Below are 25009 nucleotides of genomic sequence, written 5' to 3'. Positions count from 1 at the left end.
TAGGTCGGCCACTGGCGGCGTGTGAGCACGCTTAAGCCGCCCGCACCGCACGATTCGACTATGCGACCACGGGACCTCTCCGACTACGCCGTCTATCAGGCGGGACGCGGCATCGAGGAGGTGGCCCGCGAACTCGGTATGGACCCCGAGGAGTTCGTGGTGCTCTCCTCGAACGAGAACCCCCTCGGGCCGAGTCCGAAGGCCATCACGGCCGTCCGCGAACACGCCGCGGGCGTCCACCGCTACCCCAAGTCCTCGCACGTCGACCTCGTCGAGGCCATCGCCGAGAAGTGGGACCTCGCGCCCGAACAGGTGTGGCTGGCCCCCGGCGGCGACGGCGCACTGGACTACCTCCACCGGGCGCTGCTGGACCCCGAGGACGACGTCCTCGTCCCGGACCCCGGCTTCGCCTACTACGCGATGAGCGCGCGCTACCACCACGGCGACGTCGCCACCTACCCCCTCTCGAAGGCCGACGACTTCGCACAGACCGCAGAGAACGTCCTCGACCACTACGACGGCGAGCGGGTCGTCTACTGCATCAGCCCGCACAGCCCCGTCGGGAGCGAGATGCCCACCGACGAGGTCCGGAAACTCGCCGAGGGCACCGACGACGACACCCTCGTCGTCGTCGACGAGGCCTACGGCGAGTTCTCGCGCTCGCCGAGCAAGGTGGAACTCCTCCGCGAACGCGACGACGTGGCCGTCCTCCGCACGTTCTCGAAGGCCTACGGCCTCGCCGGTCTCCGACTCGGCTACGTCCTCGCCCCCGAGTCGTGGGCCGACGCCTACGCGCGGGTGAACACCCCCTTCGCGGTCAACGAACTCGCCTGCCGGGGCGGCCTCGCGGCGCTGAACGACGACGAACACGTCGAGCGGAGCGTCGAGGCGGCCCGCACCTCCCGGCAGTACATCTACGACTACCTCGACGCACCGACGTGGGAGAGCGCCGGCAACTTCGTCCTCGCTGAGGTAGGCGACGCGGCGGCAGTGACCGACGCCGCCCAGCGAGAGGGCGTCATCGTCCGCGACTGCACGAGTTTCGGCCTCCCTGAGTGTATCCGCATCACGACGGGCACCGAGGAGCAGACCGAACGCGCCGTCGAGGTCGTCAACGAGGTCGTGGCCGACCGATGAGGGTGGCGGTCACCGGCACCCCCGGAACGGGCAAGACGACCGTGTCGGACCTAGTGGAGACCGACCTCGACGTGGTCCACCTCAACGACGTCGTCCGCGAGGAGGGCTTCCACGAGGGCGAGGACCCCGACCGGGGGAGCCTCTACGCCGACCTCGACCGGGTCGCCGAGTGGCTCGGCGACCGGGCGTGCCTCGTCGAGTCCCACCTCGCCCACCACCTCGACGCGGACCGGGTAGTGGTGCTGCGCTGTCATCCCGACGAGGTGGAGGCACGCCTGCGAGAGCGCGGCGAGTCCGAGGAGAAAGCCCGCGAGAACGAAGCGTCGACGAAGTCGCCGCAAGCTCTCGCTCGCTACGCTCGCGAGAACGCCGAGGCGGAGGCGCTGGACGTGATCCTCTCCGAGGCCGTCGCGCGCCACGGACTGGACCACGTCTACGAGATCGACACGACCGACCGCACGCCGGACGCCGTCGCCCGCGACGTCGAGGCCGTCCTCCGGGGCGACCGCGACCCGAGCGCGGGCACCGTCGACTTCACCGACTACCTATGACACTCGACCAGTTCCGCCCCGCGGTCGACCGCGTTCTCGACCCGTTCGTCGACCTCTCGGAACGACTGGGCCTGACGCCCGACGCGGTGAGCGTCGTCGCCATGGCCCTCGCCGTCGGTGCAGGTGCCGCCTTCGCCTTCGGGAGGACGGACCCGATTCTCTACCTCGTCGGGGCACTGCTGGTCTTCCTCAACGGCTGGCTGGACATCCTCGACGGGGCGCTGGCCCGCCGCCTCGGGACCGCCTCGCGGGCGGGCGACCTGCTGGACCACGTGCTCGACCGCTACGCCGACATCGTGATGCTCGTCGGCCTCGCGGCAGGCGTCGAACGCTACGCCATCGGCCTCGCGGCCGTCACGGGCGTGCTGATGACCTCCTACCTCGGAACGCAGGCGCAGGCCGTCGGCCTCGACCGGGTGTACGGCGGCCTCGTGGGCCGGGCCGACCGCCTCGTCCTCATCGGGTTCGCCGGCGTCGCCGCGAGCGTCGTCACCGGGTCGTACTACGGCCTGACGGTCGTCGGGTGGCTGCTCGTGTTCTTCGCCGTCGTCGGGCACGTCACCGCACTCCAGCGCTTCTACTACTCCATGCGGGCGCTCAGGTCCGGCGAGTAGCTCACTCCCGGCCCATCACGTCCTCGAACGACCGCCCCGCGTCGACCGGTTCCGCAAAGACGAGGACGTAGCCGTCAGGCGACTCGACGACCACCTCGCGGGGGTTCCAGCCCGTTCCGCTGGGCCGTCCGTGGGGACGCCGTGCTTCCGCGCCCTCGCAGCCACGTCGTCCACCGACTCGTCGGCGACGAGCATCACGTCGGCGTACCGCCGGTAGCGGAGGTGTGCCATCGCGGGCGTCTCGAACACCGTCTCGAACACGAGCGCCGAGAGTCACGCGACGGACGCGCCGAGGTCGCTGACGGTCAGCCGAGAGAACAGTGGCATCGGGTAGATGTCCGGGGCGGAGTCGGGAATCAAAGTGTCGGACGTCATGAGTGGGAGTCGGCCCGTCAGGTTGGCAGGCCCCGAGGAGATAACCCCCACGTTGGACCGACTCCGACGCACAGAGCTATGTCGCGCCGCCTGCAGCCTCGGCCATGAGCGAGTGGGACGCTGACCTGTACGAGTCGAGCCACGGGTTCGTCCACGAGGCCAGCGCGGACCTCGTGGACCACCTCGACCCGCGGGAGGACGAACGGGTCCTCGACGTGGGCTGTGGGACGGGCCACCTCACCCGGCGCATCGCCGACCGCTGTTCGCTCGCCGTCGGGGTGGACCGCGACCCGGCGATGCTCGCGCGGGCGCGGGCCGAGTACCCGAGTCTTTCGCTCCTCCGGGGTGACGCCCGCGCGCTTCCCGTCTCCGGGTTCGACGCCGTCTTCTCGAACGCGGCGCTCCACTGGGTTCCGGAGGCGGACGCCGGGCGGGTGGCGCAGTCGGTCGCACGGGCGCTCGCACCCGGCGGTCGGTTCGTCGCCGAACTCGGCGGGACGGGCAACGTCGCCGCACTCGTCTCGGCCATCGAGGGGAACGTCGAGGCGGCGGGCCACGACCCCGGCCCGAACCCGTGGTACTTCCCGAGCGTCGGCGAGTACGCGGGCGTCCTCGAAGGGGCGGGGTTCGAGGTCCGTCTGGCCCGCCTGTTCGACCGACCGACGCCCCTCTCGGGCGAAGCGGGCCTGCGCGAGTGGGTCGAGATGTTCGGCGGATCGCTCCTCGCGCCGGTCCCCGAGTCGGACCGCGAGTCGGTCCTCGACGGCGTGGAGGACCGCCTCCGCGACGACCACTACCGGGACGGCGAGTGGGTCGCGGACTACCGGCGACTCCGGGTCGTCGCGGTCCGACCGTCGTGAACCGGCAGGACGGCGGCCCGTCGCACCATTTATTGCGCGCCGTGGCAAAGTCCCCCTATGCCGCAATGTGAGATGTGCGGAGCCGAGACTGCGTCGCCCACGACGGTCAAAGTCGAGGGAGCGGAGATCGAGGTCTGCTCCGACTGCGCCCAGTTCGGGACCGAGGTCCGGACGCAGTCTTCGAGCACCACGTCTACGAAGTACTCCACCGGGTCGTCCGGGTCCTCTTCGTCTTCGTCCTCCTCTTCGTCGTCCTCGTCGAGTTCTTCCGGCGGCGGTCGCCGCCGCGACATGTTCGACCAGATGGACGAGATCGCCCAGGACTACGACCAGCGCATCCGAAGCGCGCGCGAGTCGACCGGCCTCACGCAGGAGGAACTCGCCAAGGAACTCAACGAGAAGGTGAGCCTCATCCGAAAGCTCGAACGCGGGGACGTCCTCCCGAGCGACGGCGTCCAGAAGAAACTCGAGCGGAAACTCTCCATCTCGCTCACCGAAGGCGGGAGCACGGACGACGACACCGAGTGGGAGGGCGGCAAGTCCTCCGGGGCCTACACCCTCGGCGACGTCGTCAAGCGCAAGGACTGAACCGGCCCCTCAGAGCAGTCCGTCCGCGATAATGTTCTTCTGAATCTCGCTGGTCCCGTCGTAGATCTTCGTGATGCGCGCGTCGCGGTAGAAGCGCTCGACGGGGTGGTCCGAGACGTAGCCCGCGCCGCCATGGACCTGAATCGCCTCGTCGGTCACGTCCACGGCGTGCTCCGAGCAGAACAGTTTCGCCATGCTCGCCAGCCGGGTCGCCTCCCGGTCGTCGCCGGACTCGATTGCGCTCCCCGCGCGGTAGGCCAGTGACCGGGCGGCCTCGACGCTCGTCGCCATCTCCGCGAGTTTGTGCCGGATGGCCTGGAACTCGGCGATTGGCCGGTCGAACTGCTCGCGTTCGTTCGCGTACTCGACGGAGGCGTCGAGGGCGGCCTGCGCGACGCCCACGGATTGGGCGGCGACGGCGGCCCGCGCGGGCGCGAAGAACTCCATCAACTGGTAGAACCCCTCCCCGACCTCGCCAACGACGTTCTCCTCTGGCACTCGGAGGCCGTCGAAGACGAGTTCGGCGGTGTCCATCGCTCGTATCCCGAGTTTGTTCGTGATGCGCTCGGCCCGGATGCCCTCGACGTCGGTGGGGGTGAGGAAGGCGGTGATGCCCCGGTGACCGACGTCGGGGTCCGTCTTCGCCATGATGACCATCACGTCGGCGACGGTGCCGTTGGTGATCCACATCTTGTTCCCGTGAATCACGTACTCGTCGCCTGCGGGCCCGCTGGCCCGTTCGGCGCGCGTCTCCATCCCGACGACGTTCGACCCGTGGGCGGGTTCGGAGATGGCCGTCGCGATGGGCGTCTCGCCGGCCGTGACGCGGGGGAGCCATTTCTCTCTCATCCACTCCTCGCCGTACTTCAGGAGCATCTCGCTGCCGAAGGCGGCGGCCGCGATGGACCCGCCGACGCCGGGGTCGGCGTACCACAGTTCCTCGTCGACGACGAGTGACCCGAGCGTGTCCATCCCCGCGCCGCCGTACTCCTCGGGGACGTGGGGGGCGACGAGGTCGTACCGCGCTGCCTCCCGGAGGAGGTCGTGGGGGTAGCGGTGCTCGGCCTCGTGTTCGTCCGCCACGGGTCGAATCTCCTGCTCGCCGAACTCGCGAACCGCAGACCTGATGGCCTCGTGTTCAGCGGACAACTGGAACTGCGACATGGGCGTCCTCCGGTGGGGGCCCTCAAGAAGGTTCGTTGCACGCTTGCCGTGGCAGGCCGAGCGTCCATACTCCGCGCGGAAGTGACGCCGATTCGAGGACACATGGTACGAAACATCGGTGGACTCGGTCTGGTGGGACTGCTTCTGGTCATCGGGATCGTGCTGTTCCTCTTCCCCGAACCGGTCACGTCGGGACTGGGCATCTCGCTCATCGTCGCCGCCGTGGTCCTGTGGGCGATTCAGGAACTCCTGTAATCGCCGCCCCGGGCCGACGGCGACCCGGCCCGCGAGCGCCCGACTCTCCCGCTATTTCGCGCCGCCGTCGACCGTAAGGAGTAGCTATTTGGCCCGCCGGCCAGCGTCTCCGGTATGTTCGTCCTCGTCAACCTGAAGGCGTACCCCTGTGACTCCGTCGCCGTCGCGCGGGCCGCAGCGGACGTGGCAGACGACACCGGCGCGCGCGTCGCAGTCGCGCCACAGGCCGCCCACCTCTCCGCGGTGGCCGACACCGGCGTCGAGACGTGGGCACAGCACGTCAGCCCGAACGACCACGGCAGCCACACCGGGAGCACCCTCGCCGAGGCCGTCAGTGAGGCGGGCGCGACCGGGACCATGCTCAACCACTCCGAGCGCCGCCTGAAACTCGCCGACGTCGACGCGGGAATCCGGGCGGCCGAACGCACCGGCCTCGACACCGTCGTCTGCGCGAACAACCCCCGGCAGGTGGGGGCGGTCACCGCCCTCGGCCCGGACATGGTCGCCGTCGAACCCCCCGAACTCATCGGGACGGGCACGCCCGTGAGTCAGGCCGACCCGGACGTCGTGGAGGGGGCCGTCGAGGCGGCCCGCGACGTCGACGAGTCGGTCCCCGTCCTCTGCGGCGCGGGCATCTCCACGGGCGAGGACCTCGCCGCGGCCCGCGACCTGGGAAGCGAGGGCGTCCTCCTCGCCTCGGGCGTGGCGAAGGCCGACGACCCCGAGGCGGCGCTGCGCGACCTCGTCTCCGGCATCTGATTCGTTCTCGAACTCGGAGGGGTCGGCACAGGCTTATCGACTCCCGCGCCGTTGTCACGTCCACTCATGGCACAGCGAGCGGTCCAACAGGAACTCGAGGTAGACCAGTACACCCTCGGCCTCGTCGGTCCCGACCAGGAGTGGGCGGGCACCGTCGCCGACGGCGGCACCGTCCGAACGCACACCCCGCCCGCCTGCTGGGGTCCGATGATTACCCCGTCGTTCCGCGGCGGTCACGAGGTGACCCGCCCTATCGCCGTCGAGGGCGCGTCGGTGGGTGACGCCATCGCGATTCACATCGAGGACGTGGAGGTCACGAGCGTCGCCACCTCGACGGGGAGCATGGCCGAACGCGAGGGCGCGTTCGGCGACGACCCGTTCGTCGACCACCGCTGTCCCGAGTGTGGCGCGTCGTGGCCCGAGAGCGTCGTCGAGGGGACGGGCGAGGACGCAATCCGGTGTGCGGAGTGCGGCGCGAACGCCTCGTCGTTCGGCTTCGAGTACGGCTACTCCGTGGTGTTCGACGAGGACCGCACCGTCGGTCTCACGCTGGACGACGCCGCGGCCGACGAGTTGGCACAGGACGCCCGCCAGAACATGGCCATCCCCGAGAACTCCCGGCAGCACCCCATCCTGCTCTACAAGCCCAGCGAGATGCCTGGCACCCTCGGCCACCTCCGGCCGTTCGTCGGGAACATTGGCACCACCCCACCCATCGAACTCCCGGACTCGCACAACGCGGGCGACTTCGGGCAGTTCCTCGTCGGCGCGGAGCACGACTGGGGCGTCGAGAGCGAGGACGAACTCGCCGAACGCACGGACGGCCACATGGACTCGAACGACGTGCGCGCCGGGGCGGTCCTGATCTGTCCTGTGAAGGTGGACGGCGGCGGCCTCTACGTCGGTGACCTCCACGCCAATCAGGGCGACGGCGAACTCTCCCTGCACACGACGGACGTGAGCGGGAAGACCACTCTGACGGTGGAAGTCATCGAGGGGCTGGACATCGACGGGCCCCTCCTCCTCCCGAACGAGGAGGACCTGCCGCACATCGCGAAGCCCTACTCGACCGAGGAACTGGAGACGGGCCGCGAACTCGCCGAGCGACACGGCGTCGAACTCGAAGACGAGATGGGGCCCATCCAGGTCGTCGGGAGCGGTGCGACCGTCAACGACGCGACGGAGAACGCCTTCGACCGCGCCGGGAAACTGCTGGACATGACCGAGGGCGAGGTTCGCGGGCGCTGTACGTTCACGGGCGGCGTCGAGATAGCACGCCTGCCGGGCGTCGTCCAGTTGACGCTCCTCGCGCCGATGGCCCTGCTCGAAGAGCGGGGGCTGGCGGACCTCGTGCGGTCGCAGTACGGTCTCTGAGCCGGCTCAGTCCAGCAGGTCCCGCTCGATAGCGGCGACGACCTCACGCTCCTCGTCCTCGGAGAGGCGGCCGTCGTGGGCCGCGCTCACGAGGTCCGGGAGCGCGTAGGCGTACTGGCCGCGCCCGGCGTGGCGAATGAGGCCCGCCTCGCGCAGGGCGCTGTTGTGGCTGTAGGCGGTCGTCCGGTCGCCCTCGCCGCCCGCCGCGACGTGGGCGTCGACGGGCGAGGACGGCCCGTCCGCGCGGTACTCCGCGAGGAGCCGTCGTGCCCCCGGGTCGAGATCCGACAGCAGGGTCCGGACCCGTTCGACGAGCGGACGGTCGCCGGTCTCCGACCCATCACTCCCGAGGATTCGACCGCCGCTGGATTGGCCCTCCGGTCGCGCCCCGGTCCCGTTCGTCCCGCTCGCGGCGCCCGACCCGTCGGTCTCCGCGACGGCGGGGCCGGGAGCGGTGGTCGCGGGGGCCGCCCGGTCGCGCTCCTCGGTCGGCGGGTCCGGCCACGGAACGTCCGACTCGACGGCCGGGGTGCCGCCCGCCGGCTCGCCCTCTGCCTCGCCGGTCGCGTCGACGAGGCCGGGGTTCTCCTCCAGCGTGGCCTGTTCCGAGTCCACTCGCTCGGCCTCGCGGTCCCTCCGGAGTTGCATCCGGGAACGCCCGGGGTGGTCGAACAGCGCCTCCGCGAACTGGTCGGCCATCCGCGAGAGGTCGCGGGCGTCCTCCAGGTCGCGTTCCAGAATCTCGATTCTGCGCTCCTTGCGCTGGAGTTCGCGTTCGAGTTCCTCGATGCGGTCCTCGCGTTCGCGTTCGTCCTCCGTGATGGACTGGAGTTCGCCGACGAGGTCCTCGCTGACCGACTTCAGGTCCGGGCGCTCGAAGTCCTCCAGCCCGGGCGTCGCACCCGCGTCGAACGTCGTCTTGCGCTGGAACTGGACTCGTTGCGTCCGCTCGGCCCAGTCGGTGACGAGGAAGGCCTCGCCGTCCGCGAGTCCCTCGACGGCGTCGGCGTACTCGCTCCCGAGGACGCGCTTGACGACTTTCGTGTCGTTGCGCCACGTCAGGCGGTGCCAGCAGAGCCAGTCGCACTGCGTGATGAAGTCCTTCTTCACGTCGGCGGGTCGCTGGCTGATGCCCATGATGCCGAGGCCGTGTTTTCGCCCGCGCTTGCCCACCTTGATGAGCATCCGCCCGCACTCCCCGAGGCCGCCGCCCTCGGGGATCCACTCGTGGACCTCCTCGACGACCAGCAGGAAGGGCTTCTTCAACTTCTTCTCCTTCGCGAAGAGGTGTTTCGCCACCTCGGTCAGCAACTCCGCGGCCTCCGACTCGTCGAGGAACGAGGAGACGTCGAGGATGATGGGGACGTTGTTGCGAAGCGCCATGTCCGCGATCTTCTCGGCGTGTTCGGCGTTCACCTGGATGTCGCACTCCTCGTCGTCGCCGACGTGGAGGATCTCGTACTTCTCCTTCAGGCCGTAGTACTCCCCGTCGATGTCGACGATGAGCACCGGGAATCCCCGGTCGAGCAGTTTCTCGATGACGACGCTCGCGGTGTTGGACTTCCCCGACCCGGACTTGCCGGTGACGAACCCGCGCCCGGTGAGGAGTTCGACCGCGGGCAGGGACACGTCGGTGCCCGCCGTGCCGACGCTCCCGGTGCCGTCGCTCACCTCCGCGACCGTGATGGTCTCGGTCTCTCCCATTGTTCGACAGTTCACCCGGGGCGATATAACGGTCCGTCAGACGCGCGGCGGACGCGGTGTCGAACCGCCCGTCGCGTCCGGTAGCCGGTGACTACGGCGACACGATGCCCCCCGGACGTGTCGACGCGACCCCCGCCGTACCCGGGGCGACCCGCATCGTCGTCGGAACCTCGCTCCGGGTCGGTAGCCCCCACCTACGGTCTCCTCTGGGAGGATTCGTAACATTCCGTTGGACTGTCCCAGTGTGGTAAATCACCGATTAGAACCCGAATTCGAGACAGTATGATGTTCGATACTTTATACCCTGTCGACAACAGATGGACCATGGCCAGTGACCGACCCCGAACGACTCGACGCGCGTTCCTCGCGACCGGCGCCCTCGTCCTCGGTGCCGGGTGCTCCTCCACGTCGAACGTCAGCGACGACCCCGCTACGACCACGGCTCCGACGACGACCGAAGCGCCGACCGAGACGAGCACGCCCGAACCGACCGAGGAACCAGAAACCGAAGAGACGGAGACCGACTCCGGCCCCACCCCGCGGACCGAAGAACAGCCCGCGAACGTCAACCCCGCCTACCAGGGGACGTTCACCCGCCACGGGCGCATGGTCGACAACGTCGAGGACCTCTCCCGGTGGGGCACCGCTAACGGCGGGACGCTCGTCGCCGACATCGTCACCAAGTTCTCGGGCACGCAGTCGATGCACTTCGAGGGCACGGGCCGCTCCGTCATCTACGGCGACTTCGAGGATGACCCCATCGACCTGAGCGACTCGGACGTCTCGCTCGCGATGAACTTCCACGAGCCCTCGAATGCGACGGCGGTTTACCTCATCGCACAGGCCCCCGATCCCGACAACCTCGTGATGTACAAGCGGTTCCTGAACGGGAAGCGGGACATCGGGTGGGAGCGCCAGGACCTCGCCCCGACGAGCGTCGTCGGCGACCCCGACCTCTCGGAGGTCACGAGGCTCCTGGTCTCGGTCGTCGCAGACGACGGCCAGCCGGTCTCCTTCCACCTCGACGACATCCGGGCACACCCCAAGCCCGAGAAGGCGAAGGTCATCTTCCGGTTCGACGACACGCAGGCCAGCCACTACGACGACTACTACCCGGTCCTGAACGAGTACGGCTACCCCGGCATCGAGGCGGTCGTCCAGACGAACGTCGCCCCCAGCAGGCTCTCGCACGAGAAGCTTCAGGAACTCCAGTCCTCGGGGTGGGACCTCTGTAACCACACCACCAAGCACCAGAACATCACCGAACTGTCCGAGGCCGAACTCCGGGCGGACATCGAGGAGATGGACGAGTGGTTCGCGGACCACGACATGGCCGCGGGCGACGACATGCACATCCTCACGTACGGCGCCTACGACGGCGCGAGCATCGACGTTCTCTCCGAGCACTTCGACCTCGTGTTCGGCGGCGGGTCGCCGACGAACTACAACCTGACCAACCCGATGAGCGTCGGGAGCTTCGACGCCGAACACGGCATCGAGGCGACGAAAGACATGATCGACGACGTGGTGGAACACCAGTCCCTGCTCGTGCTCATGTTCCACAACAAGTACTCGCGCGAGGAGTTCGCGGAGATCGTCGACTACGTCGCCGCGAACGACGACAAACTCGACGTCATCTCCGGGAGCGACCTCCGCGACCACCTCGCCTCGCTCGAGTAGCCGGCCGTCGCGGTCTACGTTTCTCGTCTCTCGTCCCCGCGTTCCGGGTCGGAGGTCGAACGCGTATGCGGTTTTCCCGTCGCCGCCTCGTCCGCCCGAACAGGTCTTCGTCCCGACGGGTTGGACATGATTGATACTCCGGTGGGTGTCACCGTCACACGGTATGGCCGAACACAACCTGCCGGACTACGAGTCGACCTACGAGTCCTTCGAGTGGGACGACATCTACACCGACGCCGACTGGGACGCCCCCCGCTCGTTGAACATCGCCCACGAGGTGTGTGACCGCCACGCCGAGGCGGACCCGGACCGGACGGCGCTGGAGTGGGTCGGCAGCGACGCCCTCGACGGCCCGGACGACGGGAGTCAGCGCGAGACGGTCACGTTCGGCGACCTGCGGGCGGAGTCCAACCGCTTCGCGAACGTCCTCGACGGGCGCGTCGAGCGCGGCGACCGGGTGTTCTCCTACATGCCACGGGTTCCCGAGCACTACGCGGCCATGATTGGAACCCTCAAGACGGGCGCGGTGTGGGGGAGCGTCAACGAGCGCTTCGGCCCGGACGGCATCGCGATGCGCCTCGCGGACTGCGACGCGAAGGTGGTCGTCACGACGGGTGAGAACCGCGAGACGATCGGCGAGGCACTCGAATCCATCCCGAGCGTCGAACACGTCGTCGTGGTCGGCGAGGGCGAAGACGGCGACGTGGACTACGAGGACGCCACCCGGTCGGCGAGCGACGAGTACGACGTCGTCGAGACGAGCGGCGAGGACGACGCCCTCCTTTACTACACCTCCGGGACGACGGGGCAGGCGAAGGGCGTCCTCCACAAACACCGGTGGGTCGCGGGCGTCGCCGCCACCCAGAAGTTCGCCGTCGACCTGCGCGAGGACGACCTGTACTGGTCGACGGGTGACCTCGGGTGGCTGGTCGGCCCCATCAACACGCTGGGCGCGTGGTACTGGGGCACCTCGCTGTTCACCTACCAGAACGAGTTCGACCCCGAGGAGTGGGCGACCCTGCTGGACGAGTACCCCATCACGGTACTGTTCTCCGTCCCCACCGCGTTCCGGATGCTCCGCGAGAAGGCGGGGGTCTTGGAGGGTGTCGACCTCGACGTGCGCCACGCGCTGTCCATCGGTGAACCCCTCTCGGCGGGCGTCGTCGAGTGGGCCGAGGACGCCCTCGGCGTGACCGTCCTCGACACCTACGGCCAGACTGAGACGGGCAACATGATCATCAACAACTACCCGACGATGGAGGTGCGCCCGGGGAGCATGGGCAAGCCCCTGCCCGGCGTCACCGCGAGCGTCGTCGACCCCGACACGGGCGAGGTGCTCGACTCCGGCGAGACGGGCGTCATCGCCGAACGCGGCGACTTCCCGTGTTTCTTCGCGGGCTACTGGGAGCAACCCGAGAAGACCGCCGACTGCTTCGTCGACGGCCCCGACGGCGAGTGGTATCTCTCGGGCGACCTCGGACACTTAGACGAGGACGGCTACTTCTGGTTCGAGGGGCGGGCGGACGACGTCATCATCTCGGCGGGCTACCGCATCGGCCCCTTCGAGGTGGAGTCCTCGCTCGGCGAACACCCCGCCGTCGCGGAGGCGGCCGTCGTCCCCGCGCCCGACGAGGCCCGCGGGCACGTCGTCAAGGCGTTCGTCGTCCTCAGTGAGGGCTACGAGGCGAGCGACGAGTTGACCGAGGACATCCAGAACCACGTCCGGGAGGAACTCGCGGCCCACGAGTACCCGCGACTCGTCGAGTACGTCGACGAACTGCCGAAGACGGTGACGGGAAAGATTCGGCGGACGGAACTGCGCGACAGGGTCGGCGAGTAATCGCGGTCAGACCGGGCGGATAACCCACTCGCCGTCGCCCTGTTCGACGAGGCGGCCGCCCTCCCGCAGGCGGACGACGTAGCCCGTCGGCGTCTGTTCGGTCCGGGCGGGTGCCTCGACGTGGACGAGGTGGCCGATGAACTGCGCGCTCGGCGGTTTCTGTGCCGCGCCGCAGTCGTAGATGGTGAGGAGGTCACCGTCCTCGCGGGCGTCGTAGACGACGATGTGGGCGTGTCGCGGGAGGCGATAGCCCGTCCCGGCACGGGAGAGGTGGTTCATACCGGAGAGTCGCCGCCGCGCGACCTTAGTTGAGACGGTGGCTCGTCGCCTTGAAGTGGGTGTCCCGGCGCGCCATCGCGACGACAACGGCGAGGCCGCCGAGCGACAGAAGTGCGGGACCGAACGTCAGCGGGTTCAGCCAGTCGAAGTTCGACTGGAGGGTGAACACGTAGAACTCCCCGTCCTTCTTGATGACCTCGCGTTTGGGGGAGTCGGCACGGCTCTCGTAGCGAATCACCTCGCCGTCGAGCGCGCGCTGGAAGTCCTCCTTGTGCGCTTCCGGGAGACTGTCGTAGAACCCCATCTCGCCCGCGTGCTGGGGGAACTCGCTTTCGACGCGTTCGTACTCCCACGTGTAGTCCTTGTCCGCCGTCGCGAACCACGCACCCGCGCCGAGGAGCATCACCGTGATGCCGACGACGAAGAGGGCGAAGTAGAGGGCTCGTTTCAGGGCCATACACCCACTTTCCGACTATCCCACAAAGACCTTGGTGGCGGTGTGTGACGCGTTCACTCACCGCTGTCCGGCGGTTCGAAGTCGAGGATGCTGGTCTGCCCCCGGCGTGTCCGTCCCCGGTTCCCGCCGCAGGTCGGTTCGTTCCCACGGAACTCGTCGGGGGCGTCCGAGTCCGGGTCCGACCCCGCGTCCGTCCCGTCGTCGGCCCAGTCGTCGAGTCCGGCCTGCGTCGCCGCGTCGAACGACAGGTTCGACACGCGGACGCCGAGTTTCCGCACGCGCTGGCCCTCGAACTCCTCGACGAGGTCCGCGACGACTCGCTGGACGAGGTCGGGGTCGGCCACCGGCCCGGAGAGCGACCGGGCGCGCGTGTTCACGTCGAACGGCGGGCGGACCACCTTGATGCCGATGGTCTTGTAGAGGACGTCCCGGGCCGCACACCGGTCGGTCACCTCCGTCGCCAGCGTCCGCAGGCGCTCGCGGACCCGGTCGGGGTCGTCGGTCGCCTCCGTGAACGCCGACTCGCTAGAGAGGCTCTTGGGCCGCCCGCGCGGTTCGACGACCCGGTCGTCACGCCCCCGTGCGTGGGCGTGAATCTCGCGACCCCGCTCCCCGAACCGGTCGACGAGGGCGTCCCGGTCGGCGGCCGCGAGGTCGCCCGCCGTCTCGATGCCCATCCCGTGCAACTCGCCCGCGGTCACCGGGCCGACGCCGTGGAGGGCCGCCACGTCCAGCGGTGCGAGGAACGCGCGTTCCTCGCCGGGGCGGACGACGACGAGGCCGTCGGGCTTGTCGTGGTCGCTCGCGATCTTCGCCGTCGCCATGTTGGTCGCACACCCGATACTCGCGGGGACGCCGGCCGCCTCCTCGATGGCCCCCTGCAGGCTCCGGGCGAATATCTCGACGCTGTGCCAGCCCACCCGGTCGGAGACGTCCAGGTACGCCTCGTCGATGCTCACCTCCCGGACCACGTCCGCCACGTCGTGCAGGACGGCTTTGACCTCCTCGCTGACCGACGAGTAGTACTTCAGGTCGACGGGGCGGTAGTAGCCCACCGGTCCGTCGTAGTCGTCGGGTGCGGTCTCGACCCGTGGGAGGACGTCCAGCGCCTGTGAGATGGGCTGAGCGCTCTCGACGCCGTGTTCCCGGGCCTCGTAACTCGCCGTCGCCACCGCGCCGTGCGTCTCGCCGTCCTCGTACCCCATCCCGACGACGACGGGTTCGCCCATCAGGTCGGGGGCGCGGCGACGCTCGCAGGCGGCGTAGAAACAGTCCATGTCGACGTGGAGGACCACCCGCTGGTCGTCGTCCCGTCGACCGGGTTCGGGAAACCCCCTGCCCATACCTCCCGTTCCGGCCCTGCGGGTATGTAGCTGTGCAGTTCGGAGTGAAAGTGGTTGGTCGGTCAGACGGTCTCGCGACCCGTCAGGGGGTCGCTCGCGTCCTCGGCGTCACTCGCCGTGGTGGTGTCGAACCCGGCGGTCGTTCGAATCTCGCGTTCGATCTCCTCGCGTCCCTTCCTGAACTCGCCCGTGGAGCGACCCGCCGCGTGCGCGAGCGAGGTCAGCTTGCTCGGGCCGAACAGCAGGGCCAGGACGAGGAGGATGACCAGCAGTTCGAGGCCGCCCGGGGGCGCAACGAACAGCGGGATGGTGGACATAGTCACCGTACGATATGGACGGCCGAGGAGATGAACGTGGCGTGCGACGGTGTGGCGGTAACGGGGAACGAGACGGTCACTCGCGCACGCAGCGGACGACGTCCTCTCTCGACTTCATCTCGAGGACGTTGTACGGCGCGCCGATAGCACCGGCGACGGACTCGTAGCCCGGAAGCGGGTCGTGGGCGTCCGAGGCGCCGTCGTTGTCGTGGAGGTGCGCCACGACGATTCGGTCTCCGAACGCCTCGACGAAGTCCCCGTGGTCGACTCCCGACGCCTTGGCGTGTCCGACGTCGAGCGTGACCGAGAGGGGAGGCGACTCGACGTCGACGGCGTCGAGGAACGCCGCGAGGTCCGTCGGCGTCGAGGTGTTGTAGCGCGTCCTCGGCTTGGTGCGCTGGTTCTCGACGCAGAGGGGGACGCCCACGTCCTCCGCGTGGCGGGCCGCGATTCGGACGGTTCGGACGGCCTGCTCGCGGGCGTAGGTCTGCACGCGGTCGGGGTACGCGGCGCTGACGCTGCCGCCGTGGGTCACTACCCCGCTTGCCCCGATGGCCGCGGCGGTGTCGAGGGTTTCCACGAGGCTCTCGGCCATCGCCCGCCTGAGTGACTCGTTGAGGTTCCCCGGGTTCGCGTCGGTGTACGGCGCGTGAACCGTGTACGTGAGGTCGTACGACTCGCGGACCTCCGCGAGTTCTTCGGTGGTCGGTGGGGGCGAGCGGGTGTCCAGATAGCTCTGCCTGAGTTCGACGTGCGAGAGGCCGAGGCCCGCGAGGAACTCGGCGAACTCGGCGACGGAGTCGTCCATCCGCAGGTCCAGTGAGGCGCCGTATCGCATGGTAGGGTCGTTCGGGTCCGACCTGAGCGTGGGACCCGAGCGGAGTTCAGGTTGTCCCGACCGACGGTGCCATCGCTTCGTTCGTCGCGTAGCGCCGTGAGATAGAACAGAGAGATTGAGAATCTCGGTCGCACGTACTCACGTCGTTGCGTGCGTGCTCCCCGGTTCAAAATCCACCTCGTTTCAGTTCCGTCGCTCGCGGAGTTGCTCGCGACAGGAAATGGGGACGGAGGGATTTGAACCCCCGATCGACTGATATCTCCGGTGTGCGCCTCGGTACTCCAGAGGGTCGTCAACACGGCGAGGTGATCAGCCCGCCGCTCGGTATATCAGTCTGGAGTCTCGTCACCGGGCGCGTGGCCTCTGGAGTCAGTCGCCATGCCTGGCTTGGCCACGTCCCCGCATCTCCGAAAACGGTCAACCGCCCTAAAGCGGTTTCGATTCTTCGACTCCCCGAACCGCACTACTCCTCGCGGTCCTGCCAGTCGCACTCCTGACACTTGTAGCCCGTCACGAACGAGGTGACCGAGGGCATGTAGCCCACGGAGAGGACGTCGCCGCCGCACTCGGGGCACTCGCGGTCGGCGTCCTCGATGGACTCGGCGTCCATGACCGACTCGCCCTCGATGAGTTCTGCGAGTGATTTCGGTGTGACCATGCGACCCTGCACGACGCGGTTGTCGGCCATACCGGAACGGCGGGTCGAAGGGGGGTAAAACGCTCGGCTCGGCGACTACAGCCAGGGGGCGCGTTCCGGGTCGCGGGCGCGCGGGTCGTCCCCGTCGGGGGACTGGCCGCCGTCGGCGGCGGCGCTCGCCCCGCGAGCCTCGGGGTCCGAGAACGTCCGGTCGGCCTCGGGGTCGGCGACCGACGACCGCCGGCCACCCTGCGGCGCGTCGAACTGGCCGTCCGGGGTCCCCGCACCCGGGCTCTCGACGCCCGTCCCCGTACCGTCGTCGTAGTCGTCGCGGTCGTCGGTGCCCTCGTCTACCGACCCACTGTCGGGGTCGAGCGAGAGCAGGCACGTCACGCCGAGGACGGCGAGTGCGAGCGGTCGGTCGGCCTCGATGATGCCCAGCAAGGTCAGGGGCAGGACGCCGAGCGCGACGGCGCTGCCGAAGCGGAAGCGGTCGATGTCGACCCAGCGGCGGAGCGTCGGCCCGGCGAGGGCGACGACGAGGGCGAACCCGACGCCGACGCCCGCGGCGGCGACGCCGGCGAGTATCATCGTCGGGTCGGGCGTGACGACGAATTCGAACCCGGAGGGGTCGAGACTCGCCAGCAGGCCGAGGCCGACGATGGTCCCCGGACTCGGGAGGTACTCGCCGATGGTCGAACTCGCCGTCTTCGCCGCGACGGCGAGGATGACGAGGGCGGCGAACCGGGGGAAGACGGCCATGTTGAGCACCGACTCGATGGTCGGGGCGAGTGCCGCCTCGATGGCGGCGACGACGAGGACGACGCTCCCGACCGCGAGGACGGAGAGGGCGCGCTCCCGGCGCGAGCCCTCCATCTCCGCGAGGACGACGGCGAGCGTCGCGCTCCCGCCGAACACCAGGAGACCGACCTCGAGCACCCCCCGGAGCGAAATGGCGTCGCCGCCTGCCGTGGTGAGTGCGCCCGCGAGGACGAGTGCGGGGAAGATACCGTCGACCAGCGGGAGACCCATGACGGTGCCGAGCAGGTGGGTCCCGCGCCCGACGCGTCGCTCCAGACGGAGGGCGATGGGGTGCCGTGACGTGCTCATCGCTCAGGCGCGTTGGCCGTCTCCGGCGGCCGAGCGGTGGTCTCCGTCACGATAGCGCGGGCGAAGTCGTGCGGTCGCGCTCCCGAAGTTGAGGCGCGAGTCCGCAAAGCCCTTCCACATGACGGATTTCCCCGCAAAGTTCCCTGTCGGTATAATAGTCTCCTCGGTGGCGAGCGGTCGGTTGCCAACACGAGCTCCGACGGGACATGCGGAGTCCATACATCAACGAATCAGACATGAAACAATAAACGTTGTGTGAGACGTGCCCTCACGGAACGGCGTCTTGTCAAGCATTATCCCGACTGTCATCGTTTGTCGGCCATGCTCTGCGCGGCAATTCGTACGAACGTCCAGATATCGGACGGATCACGCCCGGCAATATTCGCACCGACCGGGGACGTGTGAGAGTCACAGTCGTTCCGTGGTGAGTCTCGCAACGTTTTTGCGCGAACAGCTATCACCGCTTACATGGCGAAGACTCCCCACGGAACCTTCTCGGAGAAGCTTCGCGTCCCGGAGGCGCTGACGTTCGACGACGTGCTCCTGAAACCGATGGAGAGCCGCGTCGAACCCGACGAGGCGTCGACGGAGACGCGCGTCTCGACGAACGTGACGTTGCAGGTGCCGGTGCTCTCGGCCGCGATGGACACCGTCACCGAGAGCGGCCTCGCCATCGCGATGGCGCGCAACGGCGGCCTCGGGGTCCTCCACAGGAACATGACCGTCGAGGAGACGGCCGAGGAGGTCGAACGCGTCAAGCGCGCCGACGAACTCATCATCCGCGACGTGGTGACCGCCAGCCCCGACCAGACGGTCCGGGACGTCGACTCCATGATGGAACGCCGCGGCGTCTCCGGCGCGCCCGTCGTCGCCGACGACGGCACCGTCCTCGGCATCATCTCGGGGACCGACATCCGCCCGTACCTCGAGGTCGGTGACCGCGACGAGGTCCGCGAGGCCATGACCGACGAGGTCATCACCGCGAGCGAGGACGTCACCGCCCGCGACGCCCTCGAACTCATGTACGAGCACAAGATAGAGCGCGTCCCCGTCGTCGACGACGACGGCAAACTCGTCGGCCTCGTCACGATGCAGGGCATCCTCCAGCGCCGCGAGTACGACCAGGCCGCCCGCGACGACGAGGGTCGCCTCCGCGTCGGCGTCGCCGTCGGCCCCTTCGAGACGGACCGCGCGACGGCCGCCGACGAGGCCGGCGCGGACGTCGTCTTCATCGACTGCGCACACGCGCACAACCGCAACGTCGTCGACTCCGCGCGCGACATCAAATCGCAGGTCGACGCGGACGTCGTCGTCGGTAACATCGGCACCCGGGAGGCCGCGGAGGCCCTCGTCGACTTCGCCGACGGCCTCAAGGTCGGCATCGGTCCCGGCAGCATCTGTACCACACGCGTCGTCTCCGGGGCCGGCATGCCCCAGATTACCGCCGTGTCGAGCGTCGCGGACGTGGCCGTCGAACACGACGTGCCCGTCATCGCCGACGGGGGCATCCGCTACTCCGGCGACGCCATCAAGGCCATCGCCGCGGGCGCGGACGCCGTCATGCTCGGGTCGTACTTCGCGGGGACCGACGAGGCCCCCGGCCGCGTCATCACCATGAACGGCAAGAAGTACAAGCAGTACCGCGGGATGGGCAGCGTCGGCGCGATGCGTTCCGGTGGTGGGGACCGATACCTCAAGGACGAACCCGAGGACGAGGAGTACGTCCCCGAGGGCGTCGAGGCCGCCACTCCTTACAAGGGCAGTCTCGCCAGCGAACTCCACCAGCTCGTCGGCGGGATGCAGTCGGGCATGGGCTACGTCGGCGCCGAGTCCATCCCCGCGTTCAAGGAGCGCTCGGAGTTCGTCCGCGTCTCCTCGGCAGGCCAGCAGGAGAGCCACGCCCACGACGTCGTCATCACCGACGAGGCACCGAACTACTCGCCCGGCGAGTAGCGTCGTCGGCCACGGCAACGGACACCGTTTTCAGGGGAGCCGCCGTCGGATGCGGTATGTCCGACGCGTCGTTTCGAGAGGTACAGCGCTTCAGACAGCGGTGGCTCTGGGCGCTCCTCGCCGTCATCGCCGTCGTGACCGCCGTGGGAACACTCGGAATTGGAACGCTCGTCGTCCTCGGCGTGGCCCTCCTCATCTATCGCATCCGCCTGACGACCGAGGTCCGCGAGGACGGTCTCTACGTCCAGTTCGTCCCCTTCCACCGCACGCCACGACACGTCCCCTTCGCGGATATCGAGGCCGTCGAGACCGAGCGGGTCGGCCTGCTCTCCTACGGCGGCCTCGGCATCCGCTTTTCCACCGGCGCGGTGGCCTACCTGATTTCGACCGGCGAGGCCGTCCGCGTCGTCCGCTCGAACGAGCGCGCAGTGGTCGTCGGGACCGAACGCCCCCTCGACCTCGCCGAGGCCCTCGAGGGTCGTCGCTGAGTTCGACTACCGACCACCGGCTTATCTCCCGGCGACCCCTCCCTTCTCCCATGTCCGCCCCCGAAGCCGTCGAGGAACTCGTCCGCGACGCCCCCCTGTCCGCGTTCCTCGCGACGAGCGTCGACGACCGGCCCCACGTCGCCCCCGTCTGGTACGACTACCGCGACGGCGTCGTCTCGATTCTCACCGGCGGGAAGAAACTCCGGAACGTCCGCGCGAACCCCCGGGTCTCGCTCGCCATCGAGGACGCCCACGGCCCGGACGTCCGCTGGCGCGTCGTCGTGTTCGGCACCGCACGGGTGGTCGAGGACCCGGCAGTCCGGGAGGAGGTCGGTCGGCGCATCTCGGAGAAGTATCGAGGCGAGGAGACGGACGGCGGCGACCCCGGCGGACTGGTCCAGGTTCGCGTCGGGTCGGCGAGCGTGGAACGGTACTGAGGGGGCACTGGACCGGACTCGGACGACCCTCGACCGTTCTGCCCGACGCGCAGTCCTGTCGGCATCCTTCGTGACAGGCCTCCCTCGAAACCGGAGGGTCGTTCGCTCGCCGACGGGACTATCTCGGGATACGTCGGACGGTCGCTCGTGTCACCGACAGAGAACGGGGAGGACTCCCGACGAGGGACGGGTACGGGCATCGCACTCGGCCTCGTCTTCGGCGCGAGCATGGAGGCCGCCGAGTCACAGCGGCGGGAGTCGTAGGTCCCCGACCGGCCAAGCGGTCGCGAACCGGGGGACGCGGTGAGCGTACGCCATCCGGTCCGGGCCGTCACTCGGTGCCGTCACTGCGCCTCAGCGCTCGAATCGCCAAAAGGACGAGGAACGCCCCGCAGGCCCGCACGCCGGGGAGATACCGCCGCCTCCACTCGAAGGGGTCCGACCCGCTGTAGGCGAGTCTGTTGCCGAACTCGACGTACTGCCGCGGAGCGAGGAGCATGAAAGCACCCGCGACGCCGATGTACTTCATGAACACCTCGTACACCCGCCCGCCCGCCAGACAGACGACGGTCACGACCAATCCCTCCAGGCGGACGTACGGGGCGACCCAGCCCCGTTCGGCGAACGCGTCGGGGTTGTCGACCGCGAGGCGCTGCATCAGCGCCAGGAACTCCTTCGGGAACAGTGCCATGACGAGCCCCGCGAGTCCACCCACAACTCTGGACATGGACGAGCGAAGGGACGGAGAGGATATCAATACCACACTCGCCGGCACGACGCGCACTGGTTCGACACGGGAGAACGGACCGAAAGCGACACTCAGTCTAGCGGATGTCGCTCTCGGGATGGACCACTTCGGGCCCGACACGGCCGCGTCCGGGTACCGGAGGGGTTTTGTAGCGATAGCGGGTAGACGGGGGAGACGGCACGGTCAGGTCAGCCACCTTTCAGCCCACGTGGTCGTCACGTGCGGTTGCCGCTGCCTGACCTAAACCGTCACTCTACGAACGACGAGCGACCGCTATCCTCCACCGGAAGATACCGAATCGAGAGCGACGGAGCTGAAAAGACGGGAGAAGAGAGTTCGACCGTTGGTCGCGACGCTCCCCAGTTCGAATCATCTGTAGCCGCTTCGCTCTCCCCTGTCGTTCCTCGCAGAAGCGGGCTGAGAGGGCGTTCGTTCGACCATCGAACGAAACTCCCTTTGGGATCCCTCTGGGCAAACTAATCGCCTACGAGCGACGCTCGTATCACATAATCAATGTAACCTGTGATTGCCACGGTTGCTACGCCAGACCACGTCATCAGTTATAGCAGGAAATACGAACGTACGTTAGACAGTCATCTGAGACACGTCACAGTGGGATAACGTGGCCAGCGGCTTTATCAGGCGGTGGTTGGTACTGTATCGCACGGAACGACGGTCGAAGCTCGACTTCGATGAATTCCCATGAGCCACGACGATACTGACGATCAGGATAACACGGATGAGGAGCAAACGGTCGGGCGCGAGCGCCAACGCGGGATTCGGATCGGACTCCAACCGTTGACCGACCTGCTCGGGGCGTTGATCGAACTCGACATCAACGAACCCTCACCTGGGGAGGAGATGACACCACGGTCAGCAGTCACGAATCCGCGCCGAGCGGAACCCCGGTCAGCCACCGCGCAGTCCGCTGGTGGTCGAAGACGGCGACGCGAAGCCGCAAGCGACCGGTGTCGGATCGATACTCGCCTCGACGACGACACGCTCACCGTCGTCGCCGACTTGCCAGGAGCCACCGAAGACGACATCACCGTCGGAATCAAGCCACAGACGAATCAGCTCGTCATTGGACGAAACGGTGAGGTCGTCGGACGAGTCGATATCCCCTGGGAATCCCCGGAAGCGACGCGCGTCTGGTTCAACAACGGAATCCTCGAGGTGCGTCTGAGCCCCGCGGACGGCTGACTCCACACTGCTTCCGCTACTAGTAGCACCGATACACGGAGTCGATCTACTGGCCGATTCGAGGGGGCAACCAGCGAGCGTGATGAGCCCCTGCCGACGAGAGCGTACCAATCCAACCCATCGGCTCGAGTCGCCGTATAGCGAACAACGCCGGGGGAATGCGATAGCGACGGCGCCTACCGTTCTACCTCCATGAAATCCAGATTTTGGAGTGGTGTGGCAGTACTGAAACCACAGTGCCCTCGATTAGACTAGCGGCGTAGAGATAATAGGTCAAAGGTCTGACGTTGCATTTACGGCGCGGTGTGACAGTTCGAGAATGTGGTCTATACTGACGGTTCTTGAACCGCCGAGTCCATCCACCCCTGGAACCGCTGCTGAGTCGACCCCGACCGGGCTGTCGTCTCGTTCGGGGAGCGTTGGCTTTCGATGAACACGACACGGATCGTCGGCTTCCGATCCGTTTGTGTAGCGAGTCGCTGCCTGATCTGGTCGCTCAATCGAGGATGACTCTGATCCGAAGAGCGCCGAACGGTGACGGTCACTTCCTGTGGTTGTGAGAAGGGCGCTCCGAGGTGGAACTCCGCCTGGACTCCTGCTAGCTCGAGGTCTTCGTATTCGTTCTGTTCGAGGGTCTCTTCGACGGCAACGTTTGCTGTCTGCTCGAAGGCGACGTGGGTCGAAATCAGTCCCCCTGCTGTGACGAACAGCACCAAGAGGACAACTGCGACGGCCATGGAAGAGCCAAACCGACGGAGCGATACGTTCGCCAAGAAGTTCTCCGGGTTCCACGACGCTGGTCGATAACCGAGGTACCAGAGGACGGCAACCCCCGAGACGTGAATCGACGCGGCGTTGACGACGAGGAGGACGAGCGCACCGAACGCGATTGCCGGTGCGGACCAGACGATACCGATTCCGACGGCGGCGGCTGCGGGAATAAGGGCCGCTGCGATCATCACGCCGACGAGGGAAGCGGAGATGCCCGTTGCGATCCCGACTGCACCAGCGGCACCGGCACACACACCGATGATGAGCGACAGCAATCCGGGAGAGATCCGCTGAGCGATCTGCGCCGTCGTCGATGGACGGAGAGAGGGTGGGAGAAACGCACCCGTCTTCAGAAGGAACCCGAAGACGGCAGCCCCCAGAATCGCAAGACCGAGGCCGAGCGCCTGTGTTCGAAACCCCTTGACGATCAAACTCCGCTCGGCGAGGATCGTACCGACACTCGCTGTCAGTGCCGACCCGACGAGCGGGGCGATAACCATCGATCCGACGACGAGCGCCGGTGAGTCGAGCAGGAGACCTGCCGTGGCGACGACTGCACTGAGAAGCGTTAGCAGGTAGTAGGTGAACGCGTCCGGGAGGAGTTCCAGTACCTTCGAGCGGAGTTCTTCGACCGCGAGACTACTGTCTTCCTCCTCGCCGATGACGAACCGGTCTTCGACTTCGCCCATGTTCGTCGAGAGCGCGGAAGTCGCATCGGTCACGACTGTATAGGAGTGCTCGTCGTGGCCCGCCTCCTCGAAGCGAGCGAGGACGACTTCCAAGGCTTGTTCCGGGAGGGGAAACTCGACGATCAATAAGTCTCCACGTCCGCTCGCCTCCTGTGAGACGACGTAGTCGATGTTTTCGTCCTCGAGAATACCGATGATCTCGTCTCTACTCACTTCGTCGATGAGCGTCCTGATAACCCGCATTCGGTACCGAAGGTCCATGCGAGACACACGGAAAAGTAAAGTGGCCGCTAGCCTGTTATGACCGGCATCTATCCTCGAGAGGTCGGACCACTGACGGCGATCGTTCGAGGAACGGATTTGACCCCATACTGACGTGGAAAAAGATGGTCGCCGAAACGAGTGAACTGGCGCTCTATCCACGCGAGGCGTACCTCGCTGCCGACGACGCGCTTCAGGCACACATGGTCGCGACCAATGCCGGATAGTCACCATCTGTTCGACTCGGAGAAAGACTACACGAATCGAGGCGTTCGTCACACGAACGGTTGTCCTGTGGGAATATCGGATGATGTAGAAAAATCACGGCCGTCCGTGGCTGAGGAACGTGTCTCGCAAAAGCGGGTTGAGTGGGATTTGAACCCCGCTCGTTCACTACGTTCACTCGCTGATTCAAAATCCCTCTGTAGCGTTTTCACTGCTCACTGGTGTTCACAGGAAAGCGGGCTGAGAGGGCGTTCGTTCGATAGTCGAACGAAAATTCATTTCAGGTGATCAATAACCCGCGAGAGACGCTGAGACGCGTACCGACAGCTAATAACAATTCTTGTGAGTGTTA

25 protein-coding genes and 1 tRNA gene are annotated in these 25009 nt (G+C 67.5%); 14 read left to right on the top strand and 12 right to left on the bottom strand.

What is annotated here, in order from left to right:
- Positions 1-60 precede the first annotated feature (60 nt).
- The 5 genes from hisC to NKG96_RS08665 all read left to right on the top strand — a co-directional run bounded on the left by hisC (position 61) and on the right by NKG96_RS08665 (position 4125).
- Positions 61-1137, top strand: a complete 1077-nt coding sequence (gene hisC, locus NKG96_RS08685) for a histidinol-phosphate transaminase (protein ID WP_254534532.1) — start codon at positions 61-63, stop codon at positions 1135-1137.
- Complete coding sequence (locus NKG96_RS08680) at positions 1134-1688, top strand: adenylate kinase family protein (protein ID WP_254534531.1); 555 nt, start codon at positions 1134-1136, stop codon at positions 1686-1688. The genes hisC and NKG96_RS08680 overlap by 4 nt, the downstream gene beginning before the upstream one ends.
- Complete coding sequence (locus tag NKG96_RS08675; RefSeq protein WP_254534530.1) at positions 1685-2302, top strand: CDP-alcohol phosphatidyltransferase family protein; 618 nt, start codon at positions 1685-1687, stop codon at positions 2300-2302. Before NKG96_RS08680 ends, NKG96_RS08675 begins: the two co-directional genes overlap by 4 nt.
- A 479-nt stretch (positions 2303-2781) precedes the next feature.
- A complete protein-coding gene (locus tag NKG96_RS08670; RefSeq protein WP_254534529.1) occupies positions 2782-3537 on the top strand; it encodes a class I SAM-dependent methyltransferase in 756 nt (251 codons plus the stop codon).
- A 57-nt stretch (positions 3538-3594) separates the two neighbouring features.
- Positions 3595-4125: a multiprotein bridging factor aMBF1 gene (locus tag NKG96_RS08665; RefSeq protein WP_254534528.1), complete on the top strand. Its 531-nt coding sequence runs from the start codon at positions 3595-3597 to the stop codon at positions 4123-4125.
- A 9-nt stretch (positions 4126-4134) separates the two neighbouring features.
- Here the strand turns inward: NKG96_RS08665 and NKG96_RS08660 are convergent, their stop codons facing one another.
- Positions 4135-5289 carry an acyl-CoA dehydrogenase family protein gene (locus tag NKG96_RS08660; RefSeq protein ID WP_254534527.1) on the bottom strand — a complete coding sequence of 385 codons (1155 nt, stop codon included), beginning with the start codon at positions 5287-5289 and terminating at the stop codon, positions 4135-4137.
- 102 nt (positions 5290-5391) lie between these two features.
- Between NKG96_RS08660 and NKG96_RS08655 the strand changes: the two genes are divergently transcribed.
- The 3 genes from NKG96_RS08655 (at position 5392) to NKG96_RS08645 (ending at position 7677) form a co-directional block, all read left to right on the top strand.
- Positions 5392-5544 (top strand): hypothetical protein, encoded by a 153-nt coding sequence (locus NKG96_RS08655; protein ID WP_254534526.1) that lies wholly within the window; start codon positions 5392-5394, stop codon positions 5542-5544.
- 114 nt (positions 5545-5658) lie between these two features.
- Positions 5659-6303 carry a triose-phosphate isomerase gene (gene tpiA / locus NKG96_RS08650; RefSeq protein WP_254534525.1) on the top strand — a complete coding sequence of 215 codons (645 nt, stop codon included), beginning with the start codon at positions 5659-5661 and terminating at the stop codon, positions 6301-6303.
- 66 nt (positions 6304-6369) lie between these two features.
- Positions 6370-7677 carry an acetamidase/formamidase family protein gene (locus NKG96_RS08645; RefSeq protein ID WP_254534524.1) on the top strand — a complete coding sequence of 436 codons (1308 nt, stop codon included), beginning with the start codon at positions 6370-6372 and terminating at the stop codon, positions 7675-7677.
- A 6-nt stretch (positions 7678-7683) separates the two neighbouring features.
- On the opposite strand, the gene NKG96_RS08640 is transcribed toward NKG96_RS08645, so the two are convergent.
- Complete coding sequence (locus NKG96_RS08640) at positions 7684-9381, bottom strand: helicase HerA domain-containing protein (RefSeq protein ID WP_254534523.1); 1698 nt, start codon at positions 9379-9381, stop codon at positions 7684-7686.
- Between the two features lie 324 nt (positions 9382-9705).
- On the opposite strand from NKG96_RS08640, the gene NKG96_RS08635 reads away from it, so the two are divergent.
- Both NKG96_RS08635 and NKG96_RS08630 read left to right on the top strand, forming a co-directional pair.
- The gene (locus NKG96_RS08635; RefSeq protein WP_254534522.1) at positions 9706-11061 is read left to right on the top strand and encodes a polysaccharide deacetylase family protein; all 1356 of its coding nucleotides are present in this window, start codon (positions 9706-9708) and stop codon (positions 11059-11061) included.
- Between the two features lie 163 nt (positions 11062-11224).
- Complete coding sequence (locus NKG96_RS08630) at positions 11225-12901, top strand: acetate--CoA ligase (protein ID WP_254534521.1); 1677 nt, start codon at positions 11225-11227, stop codon at positions 12899-12901.
- 6 nt (positions 12902-12907) lie between these two features.
- Here the strand turns inward: NKG96_RS08630 and NKG96_RS08625 are convergent, their stop codons facing one another.
- From NKG96_RS08625 to NKG96_RS08590, 8 genes are all read right to left on the bottom strand, one after another.
- The gene (locus NKG96_RS08625; protein WP_254534520.1) at positions 12908-13180 is read right to left on the bottom strand and encodes a hypothetical protein; all 273 of its coding nucleotides are present in this window, start codon (positions 13178-13180) and stop codon (positions 12908-12910) included.
- A gap of 25 nt (positions 13181-13205) precedes the next feature.
- Positions 13206-13637, bottom strand: coding sequence for a hypothetical protein (locus NKG96_RS08620; protein WP_254534519.1), 432 nt, complete (start codon positions 13635-13637; stop codon positions 13206-13208).
- Positions 13638-13690: 53 nt separating this feature from the next.
- Positions 13691-14980, bottom strand: coding sequence for a DNA polymerase IV (gene dinB, locus NKG96_RS08615; RefSeq protein WP_254534518.1), 1290 nt, complete (start codon positions 14978-14980; stop codon positions 13691-13693).
- Positions 14981-15042: 62 nt separating this feature from the next.
- Entirely contained in the window at positions 15043-15297 is a 255-nt protein-coding gene (tatA, locus tag NKG96_RS08610; RefSeq protein ID WP_254534517.1) for a twin-arginine translocase TatA/TatE family subunit, read from the bottom strand.
- 76 nt (positions 15298-15373) lie between these two features.
- Positions 15374-16135 (bottom strand): sugar phosphate isomerase/epimerase family protein, encoded by a 762-nt coding sequence (locus tag NKG96_RS08605; protein WP_254534515.1) that lies wholly within the window; start codon positions 16133-16135, stop codon positions 15374-15376.
- 221 nt (positions 16136-16356) lie between these two features.
- Positions 16357-16536, bottom strand: a tRNA-Trp gene (locus NKG96_RS08600).
- A 62-nt stretch (positions 16537-16598) separates the two neighbouring features.
- Positions 16599-16823 carry a DUF5795 family protein gene (locus NKG96_RS08595; RefSeq protein ID WP_254534514.1) on the bottom strand — a complete coding sequence of 75 codons (225 nt, stop codon included), beginning with the start codon at positions 16821-16823 and terminating at the stop codon, positions 16599-16601.
- A gap of 45 nt (positions 16824-16868) precedes the next feature.
- Positions 16869-17882, bottom strand: coding sequence for a DUF5794 domain-containing protein (locus NKG96_RS08590; protein WP_254534512.1), 1014 nt, complete (start codon positions 17880-17882; stop codon positions 16869-16871).
- 468 nt (positions 17883-18350) lie between these two features.
- Between NKG96_RS08590 and guaB the strand changes: the two genes are divergently transcribed.
- From guaB to NKG96_RS08575, 3 genes are read left to right on the top strand one after another with little or no spacing between them, the layout of a single operon-like run.
- Entirely contained in the window at positions 18351-19835 is a 1485-nt protein-coding gene (gene guaB / locus NKG96_RS08585) for an IMP dehydrogenase (protein ID WP_254534510.1), read from the top strand.
- 56 nt (positions 19836-19891) lie between these two features.
- Entirely contained in the window at positions 19892-20323 is a 432-nt protein-coding gene (locus tag NKG96_RS08580) for a hypothetical protein (protein ID WP_254534509.1), read from the top strand.
- Between the two features lie 50 nt (positions 20324-20373).
- Positions 20374-20760, top strand: a complete 387-nt coding sequence (locus tag NKG96_RS08575; RefSeq protein WP_254534507.1) for a pyridoxamine 5'-phosphate oxidase family protein — start codon at positions 20374-20376, stop codon at positions 20758-20760.
- 331 nt (positions 20761-21091) lie between these two features.
- On the opposite strand, the gene NKG96_RS08570 is transcribed toward NKG96_RS08575, so the two are convergent.
- Positions 21092-21487, bottom strand: coding sequence for a hypothetical protein (locus tag NKG96_RS08570; protein WP_254534506.1), 396 nt, complete (start codon positions 21485-21487; stop codon positions 21092-21094).
- 723 nt (positions 21488-22210) lie between these two features.
- Here NKG96_RS08570 and gvpH point away from each other — a divergent pair.
- Entirely contained in the window at positions 22211-22711 is a 501-nt protein-coding gene (gene gvpH / locus NKG96_RS08565) for a gas vesicle protein GvpH (protein ID WP_254534505.1), read from the top strand.
- Positions 22712-23037: 326 nt separating this feature from the next.
- On the opposite strand, the gene NKG96_RS08560 is transcribed toward gvpH, so the two are convergent.
- A complete protein-coding gene (locus NKG96_RS08560) occupies positions 23038-24432 on the bottom strand; it encodes a TIGR00341 family protein (protein WP_254534504.1) in 1395 nt (464 codons plus the stop codon).
- Between the last annotated feature and the right edge of the window lie 577 nt (positions 24433-25009).

The sequence above is a fragment of the Halomarina litorea genome (assembly GCF_024227715.1).
In the GTDB taxonomy this organism is placed as follows: Archaea; Halobacteriota; Halobacteria; order Halobacteriales; family Haloarculaceae; genus Halomarina; species Halomarina litorea.
This window is presented reverse-complemented; position numbering and strand designations above follow the sequence as displayed.

Bases quoted from the DNA above. Each gene is read 5' to 3' on its own strand.
- NKG96_RS08635 (WP_254534522.1), top strand. From the start codon at position 9,706: ATGGCCAGTGACCGACCCCGAACGACTCGACGCGCGTTCCTCGCGACC.
- NKG96_RS08620 (WP_254534519.1), bottom strand. From the start codon at position 13,637: ATGGCCCTGAAACGAGCCCTCTACTTCGCCCTCTTCGTCGTCGGCATC.
- tpiA (WP_254534525.1), top strand. From the start codon at position 5,659: ATGTTCGTCCTCGTCAACCTGAAGGCGTACCCCTGTGACTCCGTCGCC.
- NKG96_RS08575 (WP_254534507.1), top strand. From the start codon at position 20,374: ATGTCCGCCCCCGAAGCCGTCGAGGAACTCGTCCGCGACGCCCCCCTG.
- NKG96_RS08560 (WP_254534504.1), bottom strand. From the start codon at position 24,432: ATGGACCTTCGGTACCGAATGCGGGTTATCAGGACGCTCATCGACGAA.
- NKG96_RS08570 (WP_254534506.1), bottom strand. From the start codon at position 21,487: ATGTCCAGAGTTGTGGGTGGACTCGCGGGGCTCGTCATGGCACTGTTC.
- NKG96_RS08605 (WP_254534515.1), bottom strand. From the start codon at position 16,135: ATGCGATACGGCGCCTCACTGGACCTGCGGATGGACGACTCCGTCGCC.
- NKG96_RS08680 (WP_254534531.1), top strand. From the start codon at position 1,134: ATGAGGGTGGCGGTCACCGGCACCCCCGGAACGGGCAAGACGACCGTG.
- NKG96_RS08625 (WP_254534520.1), bottom strand. From the start codon at position 13,180: ATGAACCACCTCTCCCGTGCCGGGACGGGCTATCGCCTCCCGCGACAC.
- NKG96_RS08640 (WP_254534523.1), bottom strand. From the start codon at position 9,381: ATGGGAGAGACCGAGACCATCACGGTCGCGGAGGTGAGCGACGGCACC.
- NKG96_RS08665 (WP_254534528.1), top strand. From the start codon at position 3,595: ATGCCGCAATGTGAGATGTGCGGAGCCGAGACTGCGTCGCCCACGACG.
- tatA (WP_254534517.1), bottom strand. From the start codon at position 15,297: ATGTCCACCATCCCGCTGTTCGTTGCGCCCCCGGGCGGCCTCGAACTG.
- gvpH (WP_254534505.1), top strand. From the start codon at position 22,211: ATGAGCCACGACGATACTGACGATCAGGATAACACGGATGAGGAGCAA.
- NKG96_RS08675 (WP_254534530.1), top strand. From the start codon at position 1,685: ATGACACTCGACCAGTTCCGCCCCGCGGTCGACCGCGTTCTCGACCCG.
- guaB (WP_254534510.1), top strand. From the start codon at position 18,351: ATGGCGAAGACTCCCCACGGAACCTTCTCGGAGAAGCTTCGCGTCCCG.
- NKG96_RS08630 (WP_254534521.1), top strand. From the start codon at position 11,225: ATGGCCGAACACAACCTGCCGGACTACGAGTCGACCTACGAGTCCTTC.
- NKG96_RS08655 (WP_254534526.1), top strand. From the start codon at position 5,392: ATGGTACGAAACATCGGTGGACTCGGTCTGGTGGGACTGCTTCTGGTC.
- NKG96_RS08670 (WP_254534529.1), top strand. From the start codon at position 2,782: ATGAGCGAGTGGGACGCTGACCTGTACGAGTCGAGCCACGGGTTCGTC.
- NKG96_RS08580 (WP_254534509.1), top strand. From the start codon at position 19,892: ATGTCCGACGCGTCGTTTCGAGAGGTACAGCGCTTCAGACAGCGGTGG.
- NKG96_RS08645 (WP_254534524.1), top strand. From the start codon at position 6,370: ATGGCACAGCGAGCGGTCCAACAGGAACTCGAGGTAGACCAGTACACC.
- NKG96_RS08660 (WP_254534527.1), bottom strand. From the start codon at position 5,289: ATGTCGCAGTTCCAGTTGTCCGCTGAACACGAGGCCATCAGGTCTGCG.
- NKG96_RS08590 (WP_254534512.1), bottom strand. From the start codon at position 17,882: ATGAGCACGTCACGGCACCCCATCGCCCTCCGTCTGGAGCGACGCGTC.
- hisC (WP_254534532.1), top strand. From the start codon at position 61: ATGCGACCACGGGACCTCTCCGACTACGCCGTCTATCAGGCGGGACGC.
- NKG96_RS08595 (WP_254534514.1), bottom strand. From the start codon at position 16,823: ATGGCCGACAACCGCGTCGTGCAGGGTCGCATGGTCACACCGAAATCA.
- dinB (WP_254534518.1), bottom strand. From the start codon at position 14,980: ATGGGCAGGGGGTTTCCCGAACCCGGTCGACGGGACGACGACCAGCGG.